Origin of the sequence: Spirosoma oryzicola, from assembly GCF_021233055.1 — a bacterium.
Classification (GTDB): Bacteria; Bacteroidota; Bacteroidia; order Cytophagales; family Spirosomataceae; genus Spirosoma; species Spirosoma oryzicola.
Map to the genome: position 1 here is coordinate 2,984,346 of NZ_CP089538.1, position 24,120 is coordinate 3,008,465.

Annotated in this window: 18 protein-coding genes; 5 read left to right on the top strand and 13 right to left on the bottom strand. The window is 52.9% G+C overall.

What is annotated here, in order from left to right; all coding sequences use genetic code 11:
* Positions 1-49 precede the first annotated feature (49 nt).
* Positions 50-1,792 (top strand): 2-succinyl-5-enolpyruvyl-6-hydroxy-3-cyclohexene-1-carboxylic-acid synthase, encoded by a 1,743-nt coding sequence (gene menD / locus LQ777_RS12635; protein ID WP_232558287.1) that lies wholly within the window; start codon positions 50-52, stop codon positions 1,790-1,792.
* Between the two features lie 154 nt (positions 1,793-1,946).
* Here menD and LQ777_RS12640 read toward each other — a convergent pair whose 3' ends face one another.
* The 3 genes from LQ777_RS12640 to LQ777_RS12650 all read right to left on the bottom strand — a co-directional run bounded on the left by LQ777_RS12640 (position 1,947) and on the right by LQ777_RS12650 (position 4,967).
* Positions 1,947-2,777 carry an oxidoreductase gene (locus tag LQ777_RS12640; protein ID WP_232558288.1) on the bottom strand — a complete coding sequence of 277 codons (831 nt, stop codon included), beginning with the start codon at positions 2,775-2,777 and terminating at the stop codon, positions 1,947-1,949.
* Between the two features lie 81 nt (positions 2,778-2,858).
* On the bottom strand, positions 2,859-3,761 hold the full coding sequence (locus LQ777_RS12645) for a helix-turn-helix domain-containing protein (RefSeq protein ID WP_232558289.1): 903 nt from the start codon (positions 3,759-3,761) through the stop codon (positions 2,859-2,861).
* 120 nt (positions 3,762-3,881) lie between these two features.
* On the bottom strand, positions 3,882-4,967 hold the full coding sequence (locus tag LQ777_RS12650) for a tetratricopeptide repeat protein (protein ID WP_232558290.1): 1,086 nt from the start codon (positions 4,965-4,967) through the stop codon (positions 3,882-3,884).
* Between the two features lie 41 nt (positions 4,968-5,008).
* Between LQ777_RS12650 and LQ777_RS12655 the strand changes: the two genes are divergently transcribed.
* Complete coding sequence (locus LQ777_RS12655; protein ID WP_232558291.1) at positions 5,009-5,257, top strand: hypothetical protein; 249 nt, start codon at positions 5,009-5,011, stop codon at positions 5,255-5,257.
* A gap of 32 nt (positions 5,258-5,289) precedes the next feature.
* Here LQ777_RS12655 and LQ777_RS12660 read toward each other — a convergent pair whose 3' ends face one another.
* From LQ777_RS12660 to LQ777_RS12675, 4 genes are all read right to left on the bottom strand, one after another.
* On the bottom strand, positions 5,290-6,501 hold the full coding sequence (locus LQ777_RS12660) for an ATP-grasp domain-containing protein (protein ID WP_232558292.1): 1,212 nt from the start codon (positions 6,499-6,501) through the stop codon (positions 5,290-5,292).
* Positions 6,502-6,610: 109 nt separating this feature from the next.
* Positions 6,611-8,098, bottom strand: a complete 1,488-nt coding sequence (locus LQ777_RS12665; protein ID WP_232558293.1) for a leucyl aminopeptidase family protein — start codon at positions 8,096-8,098, stop codon at positions 6,611-6,613.
* Positions 8,099-8,146: 48 nt separating this feature from the next.
* Positions 8,147-9,220 carry an alpha/beta hydrolase gene (locus LQ777_RS12670; protein WP_232558294.1) on the bottom strand — a complete coding sequence of 358 codons (1,074 nt, stop codon included), beginning with the start codon at positions 9,218-9,220 and terminating at the stop codon, positions 8,147-8,149.
* Between the two features lie 103 nt (positions 9,221-9,323).
* A complete protein-coding gene (locus LQ777_RS12675; RefSeq protein ID WP_232558295.1) occupies positions 9,324-11,180 on the bottom strand; it encodes a M61 family metallopeptidase in 1,857 nt (618 codons plus the stop codon).
* Between the two features lie 108 nt (positions 11,181-11,288).
* On the opposite strand from LQ777_RS12675, the gene LQ777_RS12680 reads away from it, so the two are divergent.
* The 3 genes from LQ777_RS12680 (at position 11,289) to LQ777_RS12690 (ending at position 17,264) form a co-directional block, all read left to right on the top strand.
* Complete coding sequence (locus LQ777_RS12680; protein WP_232558296.1) at positions 11,289-14,348, top strand: tetratricopeptide repeat protein; 3,060 nt, start codon at positions 11,289-11,291, stop codon at positions 14,346-14,348.
* An 88-nt stretch (positions 14,349-14,436) separates the two neighbouring features.
* On the top strand, positions 14,437-16,125 hold the full coding sequence (locus LQ777_RS12685) for a porin family protein (RefSeq protein ID WP_232558297.1): 1,689 nt from the start codon (positions 14,437-14,439) through the stop codon (positions 16,123-16,125).
* Between the two features lie 20 nt (positions 16,126-16,145).
* On the top strand, positions 16,146-17,264 hold the full coding sequence (locus tag LQ777_RS12690) for an HU domain-containing protein (protein ID WP_232558298.1): 1,119 nt from the start codon (positions 16,146-16,148) through the stop codon (positions 17,262-17,264).
* A 91-nt stretch (positions 17,265-17,355) separates the two neighbouring features.
* Here the strand turns inward: LQ777_RS12690 and LQ777_RS12695 are convergent, their stop codons facing one another.
* The 6 genes from LQ777_RS12695 to LQ777_RS12720 all read right to left on the bottom strand — a co-directional run bounded on the left by LQ777_RS12695 (position 17,356) and on the right by LQ777_RS12720 (position 24,048).
* The gene (locus LQ777_RS12695; protein ID WP_232558299.1) at positions 17,356-18,216 is read right to left on the bottom strand and encodes a glycosyltransferase family 2 protein; all 861 of its coding nucleotides are present in this window, start codon (positions 18,214-18,216) and stop codon (positions 17,356-17,358) included.
* Between the two features lie 176 nt (positions 18,217-18,392).
* Entirely contained in the window at positions 18,393-19,256 is an 864-nt protein-coding gene (locus LQ777_RS12700) for a sigma-70 family RNA polymerase sigma factor (protein WP_009282104.1), read from the bottom strand.
* A gap of 75 nt (positions 19,257-19,331) precedes the next feature.
* Entirely contained in the window at positions 19,332-21,458 is a 2,127-nt protein-coding gene (locus tag LQ777_RS12705) for a polyribonucleotide nucleotidyltransferase (RefSeq protein WP_232558300.1), read from the bottom strand.
* 181 nt (positions 21,459-21,639) lie between these two features.
* Complete coding sequence (rpsO, locus tag LQ777_RS12710) at positions 21,640-21,915, bottom strand: 30S ribosomal protein S15 (protein WP_232558301.1); 276 nt, start codon at positions 21,913-21,915, stop codon at positions 21,640-21,642.
* A 117-nt stretch (positions 21,916-22,032) separates the two neighbouring features.
* Entirely contained in the window at positions 22,033-23,544 is a 1,512-nt protein-coding gene (locus LQ777_RS12715) for an LptF/LptG family permease (RefSeq protein ID WP_232558302.1), read from the bottom strand.
* 111 nt (positions 23,545-23,655) lie between these two features.
* Positions 23,656-24,048 carry an START-like domain-containing protein gene (locus tag LQ777_RS12720; RefSeq protein ID WP_232558303.1) on the bottom strand — a complete coding sequence of 131 codons (393 nt, stop codon included), beginning with the start codon at positions 24,046-24,048 and terminating at the stop codon, positions 23,656-23,658.
* Positions 24,049-24,120: the final 72 nt, after the last annotated feature.

The window sequence follows — 24,120 nt, forward strand, 5'->3', positions numbered from 1 at the left end:
GTCCCGTTTCAATGGTTATGTTTGCAGCCCTAACGTCTCTTTACGCTTTATGCCGGTCCTGCAACCCATTGTCAACATCGCCGAACTTCTTTATCAGAAAGGAATCACCGACGTGATGGTCGCGCCGGGTTCGCGCTCCGCTCCGCTTACACTGGCGGTCGCCCGCCATCCGCATCTTCGGGTGCGCGTCGTTGCCGATGAGCGGTCAGCTGGCTTTATTGCCCTGGGCATGGCTCAGCAAAGCCAAAATCCGGTGGCGTTGATCTGTACCTCCGGCAGTGCGGTGTACAACCTCGCCCCCGCCGTTGTTGAAGCGTATTTTCAGCAGGTCCCGCTGCTGCTGCTGACCGCCGACCGGCCGCACGAGTGGTTGCACCAGCAGGATGGTCAAACCATCGATCAGGCGACTATCTTCGGAACGCACGTCAAGCGGAGTTACGATCTGCCCGCCGATTACAGCCACCCCGATGCCCGCTGGTTTATCGAACGCTCGGTCAACGAAGCCATCAATCTGTGTCGCCTGCCCGCACCGGGGCCGGTTCACATCAACGTTCCCCTGCGGGAGCCTTTTTATCCAACTGCCGAAGAATCGTTTCGGGCCGAGCGGGTACGGGTACTCGATACCCTTCCGGCTCAGCCTACGCTGTCAACCGACACCTGGCACAAGCTGCTCAATGAATGGGATCAAAGCGAACGCACGCTCCTGGCGGTGGGGCAGATTCCCTACGATCCGGCCTTACTGGCTATTCTTCGGAAAATAAGCGAGGAACTGGGCGTACCGGTCGTCGGGGAAATTACCACTTCGATGGCCCACAATGATCAGTTTATCACGCATACGGACACGTTTCTGGCGGGGATCGACGCGACAAACGCCGAAGCGCTGCGACCCGACCTGCTGATTACCCTCGGCAATTCCTTTCTGACCCGAAACCTGAAAACCTATTTCCGCCAGTATCCCGCCCGACGCCACTGGCACATCCACCCCACCGTTGACCGCATCAATGATTCGTTTCAATCCCTGACAACGCTTGTCCCCTCCGAACCCCGGCCTTTCCTCGACAAACTATTTGCCGATTTAGATTACCAGCGTTTTTTGCAGGGCGACGATGCCGATCAAAACGACACCTTTCTCAACCGGTGGCAAACCGCCGACCGACAGGCCACTAAACTAGTTCGGCAAACCGTCAGCGGTACCGATCGCCGACTAACCGACTGGTCGGCGGTACAACAGGTACTCGATCACTTGCCGGCGCAGTCGGTATTACACCTGGCGAATAGTATGCCCGTGCGGTACGCAAATCTCTGCGGCATCGATGAACAGCAGCACATTCAGGTCTGGGCCAACCGGGGCGTCAGTGGTATCGATGGTTGTTTGAGTACGGCGGTCGGTACTGCGTTACTAACCGATCAGATCGTGACACTTGTGGTGGGCGACGTTGCTTTTTTTTACGACCGGAATGCCTTATGGTCGAATCCCGTACCGCCTAACCTGCGCATTGTCCTTCTTAACAATGACGGTGGACATATCTTTCGGATCATCGACGGGCCGAGCCGACAACCTGAGCTGGAACGCTATTTCGAAACACCGCACGGTTATACGGCCCGGAACACCGCCGAGGATGCCAGGCTCGACTACCAGGTATGCACCTCGCTCGAAACGGTACAGACCCTCCTACCGGATTTTTTCACCCGGAGTGAACGAGCTAAACTACTGGAAGTAACGACCGACAAGTACGTCAACCAGGAACAGTTTGCCACCTACAAAGCACAGTGTCGGCAACTGTTCCAATAACTACAACTACAGGTATAGTTAATTAGTTGGTCCCTTCAACAGAAGCGTTCGCCTTCCCCGAAAAGCCAGTACAGTAAACTCCCTGACTGGTTTTTGGGGAAGACGAACGCTTATAGGACGGGCTATCCGGATTATGACGAACCAGTTATTGTTATCAATAATCCGTCGATTTGGTTAAGCGCTCCCAGGTGGCCCATTCCGTTCGCATAACGTCCAGCTTGTGAAAGGCTCGTTGATACGCATCGGTACCCAATAAGAGATAAAGCGGAGGATCAGGAACCGATGCCACCTCAATCATGGCTGATGCCGCTTTCTCCGGGTCGCCGGCCTGCTTGCCATCCAGGGTAAGGTAGTAAGCGTGAGAGGACCGTACAGCTTCGTATGCGTCAATGGGGTTCTTTGCCATCACGATCGACTCGTCACTCAGAAACTGCGTTCTGAACGCGCCCGGTGCCACCACGGTTACGTTGATACCAAACGCCCGTACGTCTTGCGCCAACACCTCCGAAAGCCCCACCACGGCGTATTTAGCGGCCCCATAAACAGCCCATCCGGTGTTGGCCGTAATACCGGCAATGGACGAAATGTTGATAATGTGGCCGGACTGCTGCGCCCGCAGGATGGGCATAACCTGCCGAATCACATTCAAGGTTCCAAACACATTGACGTCGAAGCTCGCGCGGGCTTCTTCATCGGTCAGTTCTTCGATGCTTCCGCCTATTCCGTATCCGGCATTGTTGACCACGACGTCAATCGTACCAAACCGGTCAACGACCTGTTGAACAGCAGCTGCTACGCTGGCATCACTGGTCAGGTCGACGGCTAAGGGTAAAAAGTCAGGGCTTTGCGGTTGTGAATCGATCAGAGCCTCCACGTTTCGGGAGGTAGCCGCTACCCGTTCGCCCTGTGCTAACAACTGCTTTACCAGGCTTCGCCCGATTCCCTTCGAGGCCCCGGTTATAAACCAAACTCGTTTGTTATTCATAGTCATCATCGGTTGACCGGACAAAAGTAGCGGGGCCAAACCGGGAGACACTAGCGCAATTCAAGCCGATACTTGCAAAATTCAAACAATCCGAAAAGCGGAGGGTGTTAGCTGGGTGTGTTTACGGAAAAAGTTGTTGAAATGAGACGGTTCTTCGAAGCCCAGGCTGTAGCTAATTTCCGAAACCGTCCAGTTCGTATGTTTCAGCAAAGCCCGTGCTTCGCTGACGACGCGCTCGGCAATGTGATCGGTAGTCGTTTTTCCGGTGGTTTCCCGAATGGCCCGGTTCAGGTGATTGACGTGGACCGACAACCGCTGTGCGTAGTCCGTAGCCGAGCGCAGCGAAAACCGTTGCGCGGGGGATTCAATCGGGAACTGACGTTCGAGGAGTTCGGTAAAAATAGCCGTGATGCGCGTGTTGGCGTTCGGATGCTGATACAGGGTCTCGGACGGCTGCATCTTGAGGGCGTAATGAATCAGCTCGGTTACGTAGCTCCTCAACAGATCGTACTTGAAGGGATAGTCCGAATTGATTTCGTTGAGCATTTTCTCAAAAAGGCCACTGACCTGGGTATCCTGGGCCGCGGTCAGCATGTACGCCGGTTTGCCCCCCGTCGTAAACATAGGCAGCTCGCTCAACCCTCCGCGCATCTTTTCGGTAAAAAAAGCTTCCTTAAAAATGCAGAAAAAACCCGTTACGTCGTCCGACAGCGATTCCCAGGTATAAGGCACCTGCGGATTAAAGAACATCAGTGTAGCCCCCGCGATCTCAATGCTTTTATCGGCGTAGTGATACACATTCTTACCCCGGATCAAACTGATCTTGTAAAAACTACGGCGGCTATAACTGATGGGTGTGCTGTGCGGACTCAGGCAATCTTCCAGCCTGAATACATTAAAATGCCCGATATCCTGTTTGAGGGATTCGGGTAACCAGTTGAATTTATGCTGGTAAAACTCTTCGAGGGTTTCGGTCTTCGGCATAGCGCAACGTTTAACGATTCAACGACCATAAGGTAAACAATGCGTAAAGCACTTCGTGGGCTCTAAGGTCTGGTAACGGGTGCGGTTCGGACGGATACGGACACAATGTCCGCCTTCCGTCTATTGACAACGGGCGGTTCGTTCCCGACGGGCTAGCTCATCCCCCGCCGATTCGCCCCGTTGCCAGGTCGCGCAGGCCCCCGTTTTATTCCCCGCAGCCAATTCGGCCTTACCCAGGTAATAATAAAGTGCATCGACGGAGGCATCCAGCTTTTCGGCTTCTTTGAATGCCGCGAGAGCCAGGGCCGGCTGTTTTTGATTCAGGTAATACAGGCCAAGCGTCCGATGCGCCCAGGCGTTGGTTTTGTCCAGTCGCAGGGATTCCTGCACCAGCGGCAGGGCCTCGGCGGTACGATTTAGCATCAGCAGTAAATACGCTTTGTTGTTCAGGTAATACGGTTGATTCGGTTTAGCGATCAGCGCCCGCTCCACAAAGGCTAAGGCCTCCGCATAGTTTCCGTCACGCGCCAGTAATAAGCTTTTGTTGTTTAGCGCGGCATCCTGTTTAGGATTCAGCCGCAGCGCCTGCTCACTATCCGCGCGGGCCTGCTCGTACGCTTTCTGGCTAAAGTACAACGCGCCCCGGTTCGTTAAGGCTTCGACGTTAGTCGGTTGCAGTTGAAGCGCCCGGTCGTAGGAAACCTGCGCCTGCGCGGGGTTATTCAGCCGCACATAGGTATCTCCCAGCCGCGTCTGGAAAAAGGTCGAATCCCGGTATTGTTGCTCGATGCGTTGCAGGTCGGCCAGACTACCGGCGGCATCCCCGGTTTCGAGCAACACCTCCGCCCGGTTCAGGTAGGCCGCGCCAAAATCCGTGTCGGTCTGGATGGCCCGCGTATAATCCGCCAGAGCCCCTTCCCGATCGTCGTCACGGAACTTGGCCAACCCCCGGTTGTTGTACGCATCGGCGAAGTCCGGCTTTTTCTCCAGCGCTTCGGAGTAAAAGCGAATTGCTTCTTTATACTCCCGTTTTTGCAACTGAACGTTCCCCCGCAGGAAAAACTGGGCCGCTTCGTCGGTATTGTTTGTACACGAAAAGCTTGTTCCGATAATTTGTACTGCGAGAAACGCCAAAAAGAAGGCACGACTCGGAGAGTTTCCTACCTTTGCCGTCTCCATCGGACTTTTTTGAAAAAAAGAGTTCATTCGTCAATAGACCGGCTATTCCGGTTAACAATCAGTCACGTATGCGTTTCGTTCACGAGATTCCACACCCCCACTTTCGCATTGGCCTCTACGCCTGGAACAACAAATATATCGTTAAGATCGAAGCCGGTCCGTACGAACAGACGTATAAAATCAGCGAAATGGATGTAACCGCCCCCGACGACGTTCCCGCGATGCTCGACGAACCGTTTCTGGCTACTGTCGCACAACGGTTTGCGCAGATGGATACCGACTGGCAGGCCACCGGCGAACGAAACGGCATTTTATAAGGCACATTCATTGTCAGAATGTACATTCGTTGTCAGTTCGTTGGTTTTTCCGGAACTGGCGCGGACGCGTGAAAGTCGGTATAAATCCGATGCATGTACGCGTCCAGAAGTTGCTGAATGCGGTCAGCATCCGTTGCGCGCACAATCAGCCCAATGTGGTGTTCCCGCTTCATTCGCCACCAGATTTCGGAATCCGTAAACGACGACAGATCCGGCCACTGCTGGCGTGCCAGCGAAACAATCAGGCCGGCGTACTGCGGTTCGTTCACCGGAACCTGGTAGGTTTCACCCCGCGCCACCGCCACTTCCAGCTTGGCCCATTCGCTCCACAGGTTGATGCCGGATGCGGCTTCGACCATTTCGGCAATGTGTGCACCCCCTACCCGCGACGACGTTTCCAGAAAATACAACTCTCCGTCATGATCGCCCCGGATGTATTCCGAATGTGATGCGCTATGGCGCATACCAAATGCGTTTAACACACGGGTATTGATTCCGTACAGCGAACTCGTTTCGGGGGCTTGGGGCGATAAATTCATTGTCCGGAATACCCCGCCACCATGGGCAACTTCCATGGGTGTTGCCAGATACATACTAGCGAGCGTAAACACAATGGTTTTCTCGTAGGAAAGCGAATCGACGTGGTAGACCCGCCCCGGCTTGAATTGTTCGATCAGGAACTCGTGCCGCCGGTCACCCAGGGCGTGGATCACCGACCAGGCTTCTTCGAGCGAGTGCACTTTTTGAATACCCGTCGCCGAAGCTTCCGAACGGGGTTTTATCAGCCAGGGGGCCTCGGTAGCGCGCAGGAAGTCCGTAACGGTTTCGTCATGGAAAAGCGCGCTGAACGCCGGAACCCGAATACCTTCCGAAGCCGCCCGCATTCGCATGGCCAGTTTGTCCCGGAAAAAACGGGCCGTCGTCTGCCCCATACCCGGAATCCGGAACGTTTCCCGGATCAGGGCTCCTTTTTCTACGTCGAAGTCATCCAGCGCCACCACCCGATCGATCTTGCGGGAGCGCATAACATGGGCCAGTCCAGTAACCATCTCCGCCAAGCTTTCGGACGAATTGCTCGGCGATTGGAGGAAAAAAAACTCGTCGATGGCATCGCGGGGCCATTCTTTATCCGCCAGTTTCTGGTCAGTCAGCAAATAAACCGTGTTGCCTAACGACTTGCAGGCCCGTAGAAACGCTTCGCCCTTGAAAAAAGTAGCGATGCACAGAAAGGACAACGAATGCATAGAAATGAGCTGGTTAGTAGTGTGAACGAGGCTGTCAACTACGTAGGTAACTGCGTAAGCGGACGGTTGGTTATGGGCTGGCGGGTTTACGCCGGTTGATTTTCTGCGGTTAATCCACGTCAGCCAGCCGTTGCAGGTAATCAATCAACAGTCGGATACCATAGCCAGTCGCGTTTTTCTGCGAACCAAATTCGTTGTCGGCGAAGGCCGTACCGGCAATGTCCAGATGCGCCCAGGCCGGATGATTCTCGGTAAAGACTTCCAGAAACTTGGCGGCACTGATCGAACCAGCCACGGGTTTTCCGCTAAAGTTCTTCACGTCGGCTACGTCAGACTTAATGTCTTCCTTGTACACATCCCAGACGGGCATCCGCCACAGTCGCTCACCGGTATAATCGGCAGCGGTCGTAAGTTGAGCCGCCAGCTCGTCATTGGGCGTAAACAGGCCCGCTGCGTGGTAACCCAGGGCGGCAATGACGCTGCCGGTCAGGGTAGCCAGGTCGATCAGCACATCGGGCTGGAAATGACGCACCATATACCCCAGTCCATCGGCCAGAATAACCCGTCCCTCGGCGTCGGTATCGATAATCTCAATCGTTTTGCCCAAATACGAGGTAATGACATCACCGGGCTTGGTCGAACGACCATCGACGCTGTTTTCCGTGGATGGGACAATGCCGATCAAATGAATGGGCAGTTTCAGCTTGGCGGCAACCTCTACCGTGCCGAGAACCGCAGCGGCTCCGCCCATGTCGCTCTTCATCAGGTGCATGTTGGTCGAGGATTTGATCGAAATACCGCCGGTATCGAACGTAACCCCCTTGCCCACCAGCCCCACTTTCGGCAATGGCTTTCCCGGCTGCGCAGCCGTCAGGTCGGGTTTGTATTCGGCAATGATCAGGACGGGCGGGGTATCACTCCCCTGACTCACGCTGAGCAGCGCCCCGAGTCCCTGCCGTTCCAGTTCGGCTTTGTCCAGCACGGTCACTGCATAGCCGTTTTCACGACCGGATTGAGTTGTCCAGTCGGCCAGCGTCTGCGGATTTTTGTAGTTAGCGGGCGCATTCAGTAAATCCAGCATTTCCCGTTGGGTTTGGGCAATCGCTTCGGCGCGCGAACGGGCTTGATTAGCCGTTTCTACCGCATCGGTATCAACCGTTAGCTGTAACGTCCCCGACTCCCCGTAGAATAGCCCCGCATCCGGTTTATCCGTCTGGTATAGGCGAAGATCGTAGCCACCCGCCCGAATGCCCAGCACAACCGCTTCGACCACCTCGCCCGAAAAGCCAGTCAGGCTTACCTCAACCTGCTGAGGCAACCGGCTCTTCACGGTAAAGAATACCTTACGGAACGCTTTCAGCCAGTCGATGGCTCCGGGCTTCTTTCCCAGACCCAGCAGAAAAATTCGTTCTCCGCCCGGCTGATAAACGGGCAGAACCTCGTGCAGTTCCGCCTTGAAATCAGTTTGCAGAACCTGGGCGGGTAAGCTTAGCTGGTCGGCCAGGGTAGCCAGCGAATCGGCTAACGCTTCGGTTTGAACAACAGGAATAATCCGGGCGTCGGCCGAACGGCCCTTTATTTGTACGATACTAATCATGGTACACCTAACGCACTACGGATAACGGTTAGTTTCCGTTCGTCTCATTTAATAAAACAACCACTCGACGGCTGCCGGAAACTCGTTCCCCCAGCAGGATTCGCTATGGGTTCCCTGGGGGTTGGTGGCCAGTTGAATAGCCATGCGCTGCTGCTGGGGCGGTTTACGCAAGGCATCGACAAATCGTTTTAGCCCCGGCACCATGCTCGCTGACTCGCTCTCCCCTCCGTACAGGTACCATTTTGTTCCAGCTGGTATCCGGCCCCGGGCCGCCGTCGTGAAAACGGTCCGGGATAACCAGAGGGAAGGCGAAAAGATCAGTAGCCGACCAAAAACTGTTGGGTACACTAAACCAGCGTACAGGCTGATAAGCCCCCCCAACGAACTCCCGCCAATGCCCGTATGGGCCGTACCGGGTTCCGTACGAAACAAGGAATCAATGGCTGGTTTCAAGGTGCAGGCTACGAAGTCAAGGTATTTACGTCCTTCGCCGGTACCGGCCATCGTACGGTCCGGCGTAAATTCGATCAGGCGGTTCTCCGCCCCGTGATCGATGGCAACCACGATCAGCTCGTGATGATGACGCGAAGCCAGCACCGCCAGGCGACGGTCGATTTCCCAACTACCGTACGCCGAACCCGCGCCGATCAGGTTTTGTCCATCCTGGAGATACAACACGGGGTACCGCTTATCGGTATCGTCGTAATCATACGGCACCAGAACCCGCACCCGACGCGTTGTCTGCAATTGCGGAACGGCAAATTCCTCGTCGATCATCCCCAGTTTAGGCAGAAAATGGGGATTGTACGCGTGCCCAAACCACCGCCAGTGGGGAACAACAGCCCGCAGAACACCGTTTTTTTGTTGGGAAACCCGATTGGGAGGCACATCCCCAGCCAAGTCAAGTTCTGCCTGATCCCACCCCCCGCGCGTAAACTTATATTCGAGCACGTCGGGTAGCTCCACCTCCGCCGGAAGGTCCAGCGCGTAACACCCCGGCCCGGTAGGCCACAGGCGAAGCGAGTCCAGGTTAGGATGCCAGCCACAAAAATTACCCGACACGTAAACCGGACGGTCGTCGAGTACGGGCGTCGTCAGTTCAAAGCGCAACGGAGAAGCCATGCAATACAGTAGATGAAGTAAGACAAAACCACACCAATACGCCCAAACGAAACAAGGCCAGACGGATGCCTGGCCTTGTTTTCACGGACTAGAACGGCGCGGGCTACTTGGTGTATAGCCAGCGGGCATACAATGTTTTCTGCGCTTCCGTTTGATTCGCCAACGGTTCCAGCCGGTAGCTGACGAGCGGATTGGGGGTTAACGTAATCGGAAGCTCCCGCAGAATTCCGGCCCGGTTAACCAGCACCTTGAGCGTTTCGCCCACGCGCCGACCGCTGATCAGCCGCAGCAGATCGTCACCCACCCGAACGCTGTCCACCGAAATAACCTCGTCACCTACGTTTAGCCCATCCGTGTAAGCCGCCGACCCGCGCCGAACGCTCGTTACCGTCGATTTTCCATTGGCCGGACTCACTGCCGCGCCCAGAAAGCTATCCTGACTTCTGGCCGCTACATTGACCAGCCGAAGCCCGACGGGTTCGAAATACGCGTTGTAGTTGATCGGATCCGCCGTATTGACTGCCGTCGTGAAGAAGTCATCGAGTTTGCGACCCGCCACCTGTTCAGCTGCCCGCCGGAATTCTTCGTCCGTAAACCCGCGTTTCTGCTTTTTGTAGTATTCGTTGTACAGATAACGCATCAGGTCATCCATATTCCGCTGGCCGTTGCTACCCGCCAAAATCGCCAGATTCAGGAGTGTTCCCAGAACACTTCCTTTGCTGTAGTACGAAATGGTGGTGTTCGACGAGTTTTCGTTCGGACGGTAGCCTTTAATCCAGGCATCCCAGCTCGATTCGGCCGCCGACTGCACGCGGTTACCCGGCTGATTTTCGATGGTGTTGATATCGTTGGCGACAATCGAAAGGTACGCTTCCGGCGTATGAAACCCAGCCCGACGCAGGATGTAATCTTCGTAAAACGACGTACATCCTTCCGACAACCACAGCATGTGCGTGTAATTTTCGTTCTCGTAGTCGAACGGTCCGAGCGCAACCGGGCGAATGCGCTTCACGTTCCAGAGGTGAAAATACTCGTGCGCTACCAACGTGAGAAACCCTTTGTAGTTGCTTTGCGTCGAATACGCGTTGCGGTAGGTTTCGAGGGTGGTTGAGTTCAGGTGTTCCAGACCACCGCCCCCCTGCGGAATGTGGTGTACAATAAACGTATACTGCTTACAGGGGTGTTCGCCCACGACACTGGCTGCGGTTTCGCAAACCCGCTTGTAGTCAGCCGCCAGCTGTTGTTCGTCATAGTCCACATCGCCGAACATCGCCACGGTATGCGGTACGTTGGACGCTGTAAACCCAAACGTGCGCTGGTTACCGATCTCAATCGGCGAATCGACCAGCAAATCGTAATCCGGGGCGTCGAACGTGTTGGCCGCCCCCGCTACGGGTTCCAGGGCCGTCGTTACCGTTTTCCAGGATTTATAGGGTTGAACAACCACGCGGTGCGGTTGATTTTTGAGCGCATCGTGGTACATGAATATACTGGCGGGGGTTACGTACCCGTGATCGCTATCCACGAAACTGGTCCGTACCGTCAGTTCGTTGGCGTACACCCGGTAGCGGAGGGTCAGGTTGTCGTCGGTGGTCGTGACGCGCCAGGTGTTTTTGCGAATTTTTTCGCTCGGCACCGGTTGACCATTGACCGTTGCCGTAAACGCTTCTACGTTTTTGGCGTATTCCCGGATCAGGTACGAGCCGGGCGTCCAGACGGGCATTTTAATATCAACGTACCCGTTTTTTTTGGCGTTGGTGGCGGCCGCGCTGTTTTTTAATTGCATCTCTACCTCGAAATAGTGCGTCTGCGGCTGAGGCATGGAAAGCACATAGACAATCGAGGGGGAAGCGGCCAGCGGGTTTTCGTCGGAATGGTTTACGGGATTAGCTGTCGATCGAAAAGCGGTAAAAAATGTCCAGACAGTAAGTAAATACAGGAGCCGGGCGTTTTTTTTCATACGGAAACAGGAGTACCTTCGTTTTTTGTCCAGAATTGACGTGATATTTGCCAATTTACTGGCGAAGCTACGACGCATTCAAAGGATTCACAACCGTTCATTTCGTTTATGCCCTATTCAAACCCCCAACTGGGTCAGTACCTGACAGTCCGATTTTCGCCGGACAGGTGGCTGTTTTCCCTGGTTTTTGGGTTGCTTACCCTGCTGTCGGCATCAGCCCAGCGCACCCAAAGTTATTCCGAACCCGATTACCACTACCGCAACGGTCAGGAGTTATTCGAGAAGCATAATTATGCCGCTGCCCGTTACGAATTTCGGCAGTATCTCGAACCCCGACGCGGGGATGGTACTCGTACGCTGCTCAATACCAGCGACCAGAACGCGGTTGAAGCCGAATATTACATTGCCCTGACCAGTCTGTACATTGACGAGCCGGGTGCCGAGGTACTGGTCGATCGGTTTGTTAAAAACCACAGTCAGCATCCGAAAGCAAGCCAGTTGTACGGTGATCTGGGCACGTATTACTACACCCGTCAGGACTACAGTAAAGCCATCAACTTTCTGGAGAAAGCCGTTGCACAGGGGGGTGCGAACGCGACCTTTAAATACCAGCTGGCTCTCTCCTACTACAACACCCAGGATTTGCAACGGGCATTGCCTTTATTGAATGACGTAAAACGCGACGCTAACTCGCCCGACGCTCCAGCCGCATCTTACTACGCCGGGATCATTAACTTCCGGAATAAAAATTTCAACGAAGCCGTAACGGATTTTCGGCGAATCGAATCGAATCCGACGTACAAGGATCAGGTCCCCAACTGGATTGCGCAGGCGCTTTACCGCCAGCGTCGGTTCGATGATCTGCTGGCGTATACCGAACCGCTGCTCCGCCGGACGGGTGGTGCGGGCCTGAGCGAAGTGGCTTTGTTTACGGCTGAAGTGTATTATCAGCAGAACCAGTTCGCCAAAGCGATCCCGTATTACAAGCAGTACATCAACGCGGCTGGTGCCAAAGCACCGGGTGCGGTCAAATTTCGGTACGGCCAATCGCTGTTCCGCACGGGTGCTTATCCCGAAGCCATTACCCAGTTGAAAACCCTGGCCGGTGGCAAGGACACCACAGCCCAGTATGCAGCGTACACCCTCGGCGTGAGTTATCTGCAAACGCAGAACCCCGCTTACGCGTTGAATGCCTTCGATCAGGCCGGGCGCTTGGCATTTAATCGCGATATTCAGGAAGAAGCCCGGTTCAACCACGCCAAGCTGCTGCTGGATCAGAACAACGGAGCCGATGCCGTAAAGGAACTGACCGCTTTTCTGAAGCAATACCCCAACAGTAAATTTGAGAACGAAGCCAATGAACTGGTCGGCGAAGCGTATTTTGCGTCGAACAATTACCCGGCAGCCATTGCCTACATCGAAGGGTTAAAACGCCGGACACCGAAAATCAACGCGACCTACCAGCGCCTGACCTACAACCAGGGCGTCAGTGATTTTAATGCCGAACGTTACCCCCAGGCCGTTGCCAATCTGGATAAGTCGTTGAAGTTCCCGGTTGATCCCGAGCTTCAGCAGGGTGCCCAGTTCTGGAAAGCCGAAGCGTACTCGGCGGGTAAGCAATATGATACTGCCATTCCGCTTTACGCGAGCATAGCAAAAAGCACAGGCAGCTACGGGGGAAAAAGCTTGTACGGACTCGGTTACGCCTACTACAACAAAAAGGATTACGCCCGTGCGCAAACGTACTTCCGCGATTTTGTGGGTCGGGGAACAGGAGCCGGTGATCCGGCGCAGGTGCAGGACGCCACCATTCGCCTGGCCGATTCGTATTTTGCGACGAAGCAGTACGAAAACGCTATGCGCTACTACGACCAGGCTATCTCCCAGAATGCCCCCGACAAAGATTATGCTTCTTACCAGAAAGCGGTCATTCTGAGCTACGTAGGCCGGGATGCCGAAGCAAAGGCACAGTTCGACCAGGTGCAGCGTCAATACCCGAATTCACGTTTTGTGGACGAAGCCTTGTTTCAGACGGCCAACGTCGATTTTGAAAAAGGCGCGTATCAGGTGGCCATTCGGGGCTTTTCCAAGCTTATCGACGGCAAGCCGAACAGCACCCTCGTGCCGGCTGCGTTGCTGAAACGGGCCATCGCTTACGGCAACATTCAGCAGTACGATCCGGCGGTTGCCGATTACAAGCGCATCCTGGCTGACTACGGGGATTCCGATCAGGCACAAAGCGCTCTGCTTGGTATTCAGAATACGCTGAACGATGCGGGTCGTCCCGAAGAGTTTTCGCAGGTGCTGGGTCAGTACAAAAAGTCAAATCCGGCCAGCACCGATGTCGAGAAGGTTCAATTTGAAAACGCCAAGGATATTTACGCGAACCAAAAGTATCAGCAGGCCATTCAGTCCTTACTCGCGTTTATGCAGGAATATCCGGCGAGTCCTAACACCAACGAAGCTCGGTACTACCTGGCCGAATCGTATCGCCAGACCGACGACGTGGCGAATGCCCTCCGCTACTACAACCTGATTATTGCGGATAACAAGTCGGATTTTCTGATTCGGGCGGCCACGCGCGCGGCTGATCTGGAAATCAAACAAAAGAACTACCCCCGCGCTATTCGCAACTACCAGGTCATCCTGGCAAAAGCAAACGGAAAAGCGGATCAGGTAACCGCGCAATTGGGTATGATGGATACGTACTTCGTGATCCCCAAACTCGACTCAGCCGCTGCGATTGCCCGTGAAGTCCTCGTAGCTGGTAACGTGGTGCCGGGTGCCCAGAACCGGGCGCAACTCATGCTCGGCAAGGTAGCGCTCAACAAAGGCGACTATAAAACCGCGCAGGCCGATTTCGAAAAAACGATTGCCCTGGCCAAAGACATCAACGGAGCCGAAGCGCAGTATTACCTCGGCGATCTGTTGTACCGTCAGAAAAAATACAAGGAATCGGTGGCTTCGCTGCTCAAATTCAACGAGCAGTTCAGCGAATTTGAATACTGGAAAGGGAAAGCCTTTATCCTGGTCGCCGATAACAATGTAGCCCAGGACGAAATGGCCCAGGCCAAAGCGGTACTGAACTCAATCATCGAAAACTCATCAGACGAAGCCATCATTGCCGAAGCCAAACAAAAGCTGGCGAGCCTGGAATCGAAAAACTAACTTTTTTACTAGAGAACAGCGGACTGACCGGTATTTGTCCGCTCAACGCAGTTAGGCAGCCCGCTGTTCTCTATCATACATCAACCGTATGATTCGCCCAAGCCATTCAATACCCACCCTTTTTCTGGTTTCCCTGTCGGCTACGCTTTTTGCCCAGCAGCCTAAACCAACGCGTCCGGCCAAAGAAGGAGAAGTCGATAACCAGGAAATCACAGTCGAAAAAAGCCGAAAGATCGAACTCCCGCCCGCTAATCGACTATTTAACAAAATCCCGTCGGTGAAACCATCGGCCGAGCAGCGGAAACTCACGTACGAGTTTGAAGATCGCAAGCTAACCGTTGGTGATCCTCGCATCACGCCCGGCGTACTGGCCCCCGCAACGGGTCAATCCGACGACACTCCCGCTTTCAGCAATTACGTAAAAGTTGGCGCGGGGAATTACAGCTCGTTTCTGGGCGAAGGTTTTGTCGGAATCAATAACCTATCAAACTTATCCCTGGAAGCCTCCGCCCGCCATTTATCATCGGCCATCGGGCCAGTGGATGGTAAAAATTCGGCCCAGAGTGATACGCGCTTAAAGGTGACGGGTAAATACCTGACCGATGCCTTCAAGTTACAGGCCGATCTCGGATACGACCGGAACGGCTACAATTTTTACGGGTACAGCCGGGAGTATGCCGCCCGAGCCGACTTTAACCCGGACCTGATCAAACAACGCCTGAGTACGTTCAACGTTCGGCTGGGTATCGAAAACGCCAATACCGAAAACGCCATCGACTATTCGCTCCGCACGGGGCTTACCTCGTTGGGCGACCGTTTCAATGCTTCCGAAACGGACTGGGGCACAAACTTTACGGGGTCGTTGGGCATCACTGACAATGTCTTTGCGCTCGTGGCTGCGGATGCGTACGTCACCCAGCGCTCCGATGGATCAATTGTTGATAACCGGAATTTATTCCGCGTGAAGCCGACGTTCAAATACACGTCTCCGCTTTTTACGGTTACGGCCGGTATCAACGCCGTCAACCAGACGGATTCGCGCCAGGGCATCAACAATACCCGGGCGTTTCCGGTCCTTGATATCGACGTGGTTCCGGTAGGAAACATTCATTTCTTCGCCGGCCTGGATGGCGACATTAATCGAAACACATTACGCTCATTATTAAGCGAAAACAAGTGGTTAGCTCCACAAGTACTTTTAGTTAACACTGTTAAGTCGCTGGATATCTACGGGGGTTCGAAAGGCGGGCTGGGTGGTGGCTTCTCGTACGAAGGCAAAGTGTCGTACGCTAGCTACCGAAACTTCTCTACTTTCAACAATACGTTTCCTGACTCAACAAAGTTTTTTGTCCTTTACGACGGTGGTATTTCCAGGGTGCTAACCATCTCCGGTCAGCTGGCCTATGCGCGTAAAGACAAATTCCGGTCGACGCTTAAAGGCGACTTTTTCCGCTACGGCCTTGATCGGCTGGAAGAAGCCTGGGGCCGTCCACAATTCGCAGGTACCTGGACCAACTCGTACATTCTAAACAAGAAATTGTTTATCACGGCGGATTTGTACTTTTATCAGGGCATCAAAAACAAAAACGTTGTGTCTAACACGGTCTATACCCTTAAACCGATCTACGATGCCAACATCAAAATTGACTATTTCCTAGGAAAACAGTTGTCAGCGTTTGTCTCGTTAAATAATATCTTTAACCAGAACTACCAGCGCTATTTGTATTATCAATCGCAAGGGCTTAACTTTCTTGGCGGAATCAGTTATTCATTTTAACAACTGCCTCCGGTTACCTTATGGCTTCCGTTAATGACTATCTTAAAAAGTTGCTGTACCAGTACGACTGCGTAGTTGTGCCCGAACTGGGTGCTTTCCTTACGCACTACCAGCCAGCATCCTTTACGGAAAGTAGTGGCATATACCTTCCCCCCCGCAAACGCGTTGCCTTCAACGAAGCGTTGCGACTCGACGATGGTATTCTCGCTAACTACATCATGTTGCATGAGCCTGTTACGCGGGAAGGCGCTCAGCGTCACGTCGGTTTGTTCGTTGGCGAACTACGGCAACAGGTCGAACAAACAGGCCGCTTTGAACTGGATGGTATCGGTACGTTTTCGCAGAATGAAGAAGGTCGGCTTCAGTTTGATCCGAGTCTTCGGCATAACTTTTTCGGAGAAGCGTTTGGCATGAGTGCCATTTCCGTACAGTTGGTCGATCAGCCTGCTGTCGACCAACCAGTCCTGGAAGCGGTTCCCATTACAGCCCTCGGACCGGTTCTTGTTCGCGACGAAGACACAACGATCGAACCGATTCAACCGTCCTACTCCTATTGGCGCGTGGCAGCAACCGCTCTGCTAATTGGATCGCTTGGGCTAATCAGCTATTTTTCCGTTCTGAAACCTGGGCAGTCGTTACAAAGCAGCCTCAATCCAGCCAATTTATTTCGTCTTCCCGCGCTAAACGCTGAGCGTTCGACGGTTATCGCGAAAACGAAAAAACAAGATGCTGCTCCCAAGACAGCCGTAACACCGGCTGTTGTACCCGTTGCCGAACCGATCGCTGAGCCTATTCCGGTTAAGCCAATCGCGACTCCGGTTGAAACAAACCATTCGCCTGTAGCGTTGAGCAAGCAACCTCAGGTTCAGGTTACGGACAAAGAGGTCGTCAAAGCCGTACAAACAGGTCCTTATTATACCGTGATCGCGGGTAGCTTTTCCAGTAAAGTGAATGCCTTGCGGCTGAGAAGGCAGTTAAAAAAGGCGGGCTACACGGATGCTTACGTCATTTGCCCAACGCAAAAAGGCCAGCTTTATAAAGTAGCAGCCGCCGGTTCCACCGTTCGCGATGAAGCCGTCGCCAGTATGAGCATTATCGAAAAAGTAGCGCACTCGGAGCCCTGGCTTTATACAAAGTAAGTTGTGCAATATCGATTTAGAAGGGCGTCTCGCTAGCGGGGCGCCCTTTCTTATGAGACGAAACTACGCGCTGTTTCGGCTTCCTAACTTTTCAATAAAAGCTTTCTATCTTTAAAATCTGCTCTTCAACTCCGCTGGGCACGACTCGGCGGCTGGCTACTATGGTCGGAGCCGCCTGGAGGGCGTCCACGAAGCCCTTCCGTATGTTTACGTCTTTAGGAACAGCCTTCAGAATAAGCAGTGTATGCCGCAGGGCGTAATAAAATGGCCGACGCAGCCAGTAGTACCAGATGGTATCCCGGGTAATGTGTCGGGTACGCAACGAATTATTTCGTAGCTTAGACGGGTAATGGTGCGCAACGACATCGGCTGCGTAGGCCAGGCTCCACCCTATGGTACGCATGTCAACCGAAAATAAACGCTCTTCACCGGCAATGGCAAAACGGTTGTGAAAGCCCCCTACGCTCAGAAACGCTTCTCGCCGTACCACGACGGCACAACACACAAAGCCAAGAATAGCAGGGCCAGGTAATGGTCGTGGATCAGTAATCGGACTGTCCTGCATGGCGTGACACACCGGATCTTCCGCTTCGTCTTCTCCCACCAGCACCTTTCCGGCCAACACACCCAAGTGCGGGTACTGCTCGAAATAAGACACCGCTTTATGCAGCGCACCCGGCACCCAAAAGGAATCATCGTCGCAAAAGGTAATCAATGCTGTTTTTGCCCTTCGTACCCCTTCGTTACGAGCCGAACACGCCCGGTTTTCCGTTAACGCAACTACGGTTACATCGGGAAACAGGGCCTTGACTTTCTCCGGTGTCCCATCGGTGGATGCATTGTCGACAACGACAATGGGTGGCTGTTCGGGTAAAGCAACTAATTTACCGATTGTCCAAAGTAGCGTATCGACCCGGTTACGGGTGACAATAACAGCGGTTACATCAAGCATTGCCCAAGCTGATAAAATAGACGTTCCACTGGGACAACTGCGGAGGATAAGTGGGTGTTCGAAATGCCAAAGGCTGAACAAGCAAATGGCCTTCGCTTTGTCGTTTTCCAGAGGGGGTAAAAATGATAAAGGCTCCCACACACGCAGGAGCCATTTATCACACACAAACAGGAATGTTAGCCAAGGTACGTTTTTAACGCCTTCGACCGGGACGTATGCCGGAGACGACGAATGGCTTTTTCTTTTATCTGACGAACCCGCTCACGGGTTAGATTGAATTTTTCACCAATTTCTTCCAGCGTCATGGCATGTTCGCCGTTTAAGCCAAAGTAAAGGGTAATCACGTCGGCTTCGCGCTGGGTCAATGTCGACAAGGCCCGTTGTACTTCCTTCCGTAGCGAATCGTTGATCAGGCCCGAGTCGGGTTTATCTTCGCCATCGTTTTCAAGCACATCAAGCAGGCTGTTTTCCTCACCCTGTACGAACGGAGCATCCATCGATACATGGCGACCCGAAATTTTCAGCGTGTCGACAACCTCAGCAGCTGAGATTTCAAGCACGGCTGCCAACTCTTCCGGTGACGGCTCACGCTCAAATTTTTGCTCCAGATCCGAAAACGTTTTCGAAATCTTGTTCAGCGAACCCACGCGGTTCAATGGCAGACGAACGATACGCGATTGCTCGGCAAGTGCCTGTAGGATCGACTGACGAATCCACCAAACGGCGTACGAAATAAACTTAAACCCGCGTGTTTCATCGAATCGCTGCGCGGCTTTGATCAAACCCAGGTTACCTTCGTTGATCAAATCACCCAGCGAAAGTCCTTGGTTCTGGTATTGCTTAGCAACCGAAACTACGAAGCGCAAGTTGGCTTTGGTCAACCGTTCCAGTGACAGCTGGTCACCTTCACGGATTTTTTGGGCCAGAGTTACTTCCTCGTCGGGCGTAAGCAGGTCTACTTTACCAATTTCCTGCAAGTACTTGTCTAACGACTGGCTCTCGCGGTTGGTAATCTGTTTTGAAATTTTTAGCTGTCTCATGATACGTTGCCCCTACTCGGGTAGCTCTATAACGCTAACTTTTGACGTTGCATTACACAAAAAAGTAACAATCACTTACGCGTTTTTGTTCTCCGGCTTCGGAAGAAGAACTTTGCGAGATAAGCGATACTTTCCTGTCTTTTTATCGATGTCGATCAACTTTACGGAAACTTCTTCGCCTACTTGTAGAACGCCTTCCATTGACTCCAGCCGTTCCCATTTAATCTCGGAAATATGCAAAAGTCCATCTTTTCCGGGCATAAATTCAACGAACGCACCGAAGGGCTGAATGGTTTTTACTTTACCAACGTACACTTCGCCAACCTCCGGCACGGCCACAATACCCTTCACGCGGGAAACGGCTTTGTCCATGCTTTCCTTGTTGGTTGCGAAGATGCTTACCCAACCCGCATTATCGTGTTCATCGATGTTAACGACAGCACCCGAATCTTTTTGGATATCCTGAACGACTTTACCACCGGGTCCAATAACGGCACCGATTTGGTTCGTCTCGATCTTGATAACAATGGCGCGGGGAGCGTGGGCTTTCAGATCCGAACGGACATCGGCAATTCCTTTCGCCATCTCGCCAAGAATGTGCAGACGGCCCCGGCGCGCTTGTTCCAACGCCTGTGCCAACACTTCATACGACAGACCGTCAACTTTCAGGTCCATCTGGCAGGCAACAATACCGTTTTCGGTACCCGTCACCTTGAAGTCCATATCACCCAGGTGATCTTCGTCACCGAGGATATCCGACAATACCGCGTATTTCTCGCCATCCGAGATCAGCCCCATGGCGATACCGGCTACTGGCGCTTTGATTTTGATACCCGCATCCATCAGCGCCATCGTTCCGGCACATACCGTTGCCATCGACGACGAACCGTTTGATTCCAGGATATCAGAAACGACCCGGATTGTGTACGGGTTCTCGGCTTCCGGTGGCAACACTTTCTTCAACGAACGGTGCGCCAGATTACCGTGTCCGATTTCCCGGCGGCCAGCGCCCCGGTTTGGTTTTACCTCACCGGTCGAAAAACCAGGGAAGTTATAGTGTAACAGGAATTTACTGTAGCCCTGGAACATCGCCTGATCGACGATCTGCTCATCAATCTTGGTTCCCAGCGTAACCGTCGTTAATGACTGCGTTTCGCCCCGGGTAAACAAGGCTGATCCGTGCGGTCCCGGCAGATAGCCAGCCTCCGCCGAAATCGGACGGATTTGATCCAGCTGACGACCGTCTAACCGAACGCGCTCGTCAAGTACCAGTCGGCGGGACGCTTCCCAGACCAGATCATGGAAATACGTTTTAACCAGACCGACGTTAACCTCCGATCCTTCGGGGAACGTAGCCAGGTATTCCTGCTGCACTTCTTTGAAGCCTTCCGAACGGCCCTTTTTGCTTGGGTTCTGCCGACGGGCTACTTCGTATATCTTATCGTAGCAATACGCCCGAACAGCCGCCCGCAGTTCTTCGTCGTGCGTTTCGTGGTTGTACTCGCGCTTTTCGGTCTTGCCAACTTTCGCTTCCAGTTCTTTCTGCGCCTGGCACTGTACTTTGATGGCTTCGTGAGCGGCCTTGAGAGCCTCGACCACTTCGGCTTCTGAGCATTCGCTCATCTCGCCTTCCACCATGCAAATATCTTTTTCCGTCGCGGCTACGATCAAATCAAGGGTAGCCCGGTCAAGATCAGCCGTTTTTGGGTTGATTTTGTACTGACCGTCAATCTTCGCCACCCGCACTTCGGAAATGGGACCGTTGAACGGAATATCCGATACGGCCAGCGCTGACGAGGCAGCTAGCGCGGCCAGGGCATCGGGCTGAACTTCCGGATCAGCCGAAATCAGGGTTATAATTACTTGTGTATCAGCGTGATAATTGTCGGGAAAAATAGGCCGCAGGGCACGGTCTACCAAACGACTGATCAGAATTTCGTGATCGCCCAGGCGACCTTCACGCCGTTGGAAGCTACCAGGAATTCGACCAGCAGACGCGAATTTTTCCTGATAATCAACCGATAAGGGCAGGAAATCAACGCCTTCTTTAGCCTCTTTACTCGATACGACTGTGGCTAACAGCATGGTGTCGCCCAACCGCACAACCACCGCTCCGTCGGCCTGTCTGGCCAGTTTGCCGGTTTCGATGGTAATTTCCCGCCCGTCGGGCAGCGCAACGGATTGCGTGGTGATTTGAAACATACAACAGATTTTGAATACGCCCTCTTGCAGCTTTACCGCTATTCAGACCGGGACAATCCCGATCTGGTATTTACTTTATTTACGAACCGCTTTGATGTCAACGACTACTGACCTACTATGGAAATCACAAAAATGAGGGAATCTACTGATGAGCAGATTCCCTTTTTAGTGCGTGGTCCGATTATTTTCTCAGGCCCAGTGCGGCCAGAATGGCCCGGTATCGTGTGATCTCTTTTTGTTGGAGGTAGTTCAACAGGCGCCGACGCTTACCTACTAATTTTAAAAGACCTAATTGGGTGCCGTAATCGTGCTTATGAACTTTCAGGTGCTCGGTCAAATGACTGATCCGGTACGTGAACAGCGCGATCTGGGATTCGGCCGACCCGGTGTCCGTTGCACTTTTGGCGTGGCCCGAGGTGGAGAAAATCTCCTGTTTTTTATCGGTCGTTAGATACATCTTCAGACAGCTAATTAATGAATAAAAAAATAATTTTGGGTGCAAAGATAAGAAAAATAGTGATTTATTGGCGTTCTTTCCACTCGTTTTTCAAAATAACGAACGTTTGTTTTTCTTTTAGCCAACAGCTACCTTCTGCTCCTTCCGGGCCGCCCATTTTCGTTTTAATCGCTCCCAGGCAATGACATAAATGTCTTTATCGAAGAGCCGGGAATCATGGCGGGCACGCTGCATCAGAAACAGCCCTACCGGAAACAAGACCAGATTAGCCATCCACGCGCCGATAGGTACCCACAACAACCCTTCTTTGGCGTATTTATCGCCGGTTAACGTCAGTACGTACAGAAAGATAAAGAATACAATCGATACCAGTACGGGCAAACCAAATCCTCCTTTTTTGATAATGGCTCCCATCGGGGCACCGATCAAAAACATCACGAACACCGAAATGGCCTGCGTAAACTTGTGATGGGTTTCCAACTGGTATTTCCAGACGTTCTTTTCTTTTTCGTTCAGGTACGTCACGTTCGATGTGGCGTACGACAGAATATTCTGCGCCTGGCTGTAGGCCGTTTGGGCCAGTTCGGGCTGGGCGATTTTTTGTTTATTCAGAACCGAATCGACCCACTTACCGTCTTTTACAGGCACTTGTTTCGGCAGGTTGTTGGCGCTGTTGAGCTTAAACTGATAGTTGTAGTACTGCTTTGCCGTGTTGGCAACGCTCTGGCTCGTGTTTTTGTAATCCTTCTGCAACGAATCCGTCAGGGTCGAAAGCTGTTTCAGGTCTTTCATGTACTCGTGATACTCGAACTGGTTTTCGTCCGTACGCTTGATACCGAACGACTCCAGACTGATAACGAGCCGGTAATCCTTGAATCCATTCCGGACGAACTCCGCTCCTTTGGCGGGTGAGCCATTGCTGGCGTAACTCACCGTACTATTTCCGGAATATTCCTGGTAATCGTTTCCGTTGAAAAGCTCAAAGACGAGGTAAGTCCGGTCTTTATCCGTATACATCCGCCCCGAATCGGCCAGAATGATTTCCCGGTTTCCGGTTTCCATTCCGTTCGTCGGATGTTTGTAGATGACCAGTCCTTTCAGCAAATCGCCGGTTGTACTTTCTTTAGCGGTTTTGACTTTCTGGTCCACTTTGATGCTGTAGCCCGGCAGGTCATTGTAAAAAATCCCTTCTTTTAGGCTGAGCGTCGCTTTGGCCGTCTTGATATCGTACAAAAGGCTGTAGCCTTTCAGATTGGCCCAGGGCGACACGCTGTTGTTGAACCAGAATGAAAACGCACTGATCCCCACAGCTACGATCAGTAAGGGGCGCATGGCACGGGTAAGCGAGATACCTGCACTTTTTAGAGCCGTCAGCTCAAAGAATTCGCCCAGATTTCCGAACGTCATCAGCGACGACAGCAGGACAGCCAGCGGCAGCGCTGTTGGAATGGTCAGTAGCGCAAAGTAAAAAAGCAGGCGACCGAAGGTGGCTAAATCGAGGTCTTTCGAAACAAAATCGTCAATATAAAACATCAGGAGCCGCATCAGAAAGATAAAGATGACGACACCCAGGGTCAGAATAAACGGCCCCCAGAATGAGCCGAGTACTAACTTATCTATTTTCTTCATGCTACTATGCCGCTCATGCGGTTCGAACAGCCCAGCAAACGGGCGACGATTCGTAGGTGGTTTCTATACTATACGTATAACCAGCGGCTACCGTTCATTCATTAACAATAATTAACTGCCAACAATTTCCCGCAGCTTATCCATCAGGCCATCCCAAAGATCCTTTAGTTCGTCTTCGTCGGTGGTCGGTGAGTAATCTGTTACGCGCAAAAACGTCGACTGAGTAAGTTCGGATTGATCCACGCGGAAATCAATGTAATTATTGTCGGCTCCACTCTCCGCCGTATCCAGAAATTCAAAGCGCACGCCTTTGTTCTGCCGCATCGATACCTGCCGGGCAATGTGGCTCTCGTTGTCCCATTGAAAATCGTACCGTTGTTCAGGCATCGTATTGACTTTATTGGCGAACCATTGCGATAAGCCGGATGCCGTACTGATGTAAGGAAACAGCATTTTGGGCGAAGCCCGGAGTTCATATTCGACAACAAATTTAAATTTCTCCATAGCGACTCATTTAGAAAAAGGAACAGGGATACACATCGGACGCTCAGCCCGTTAGTTCACAAACGGAATTAA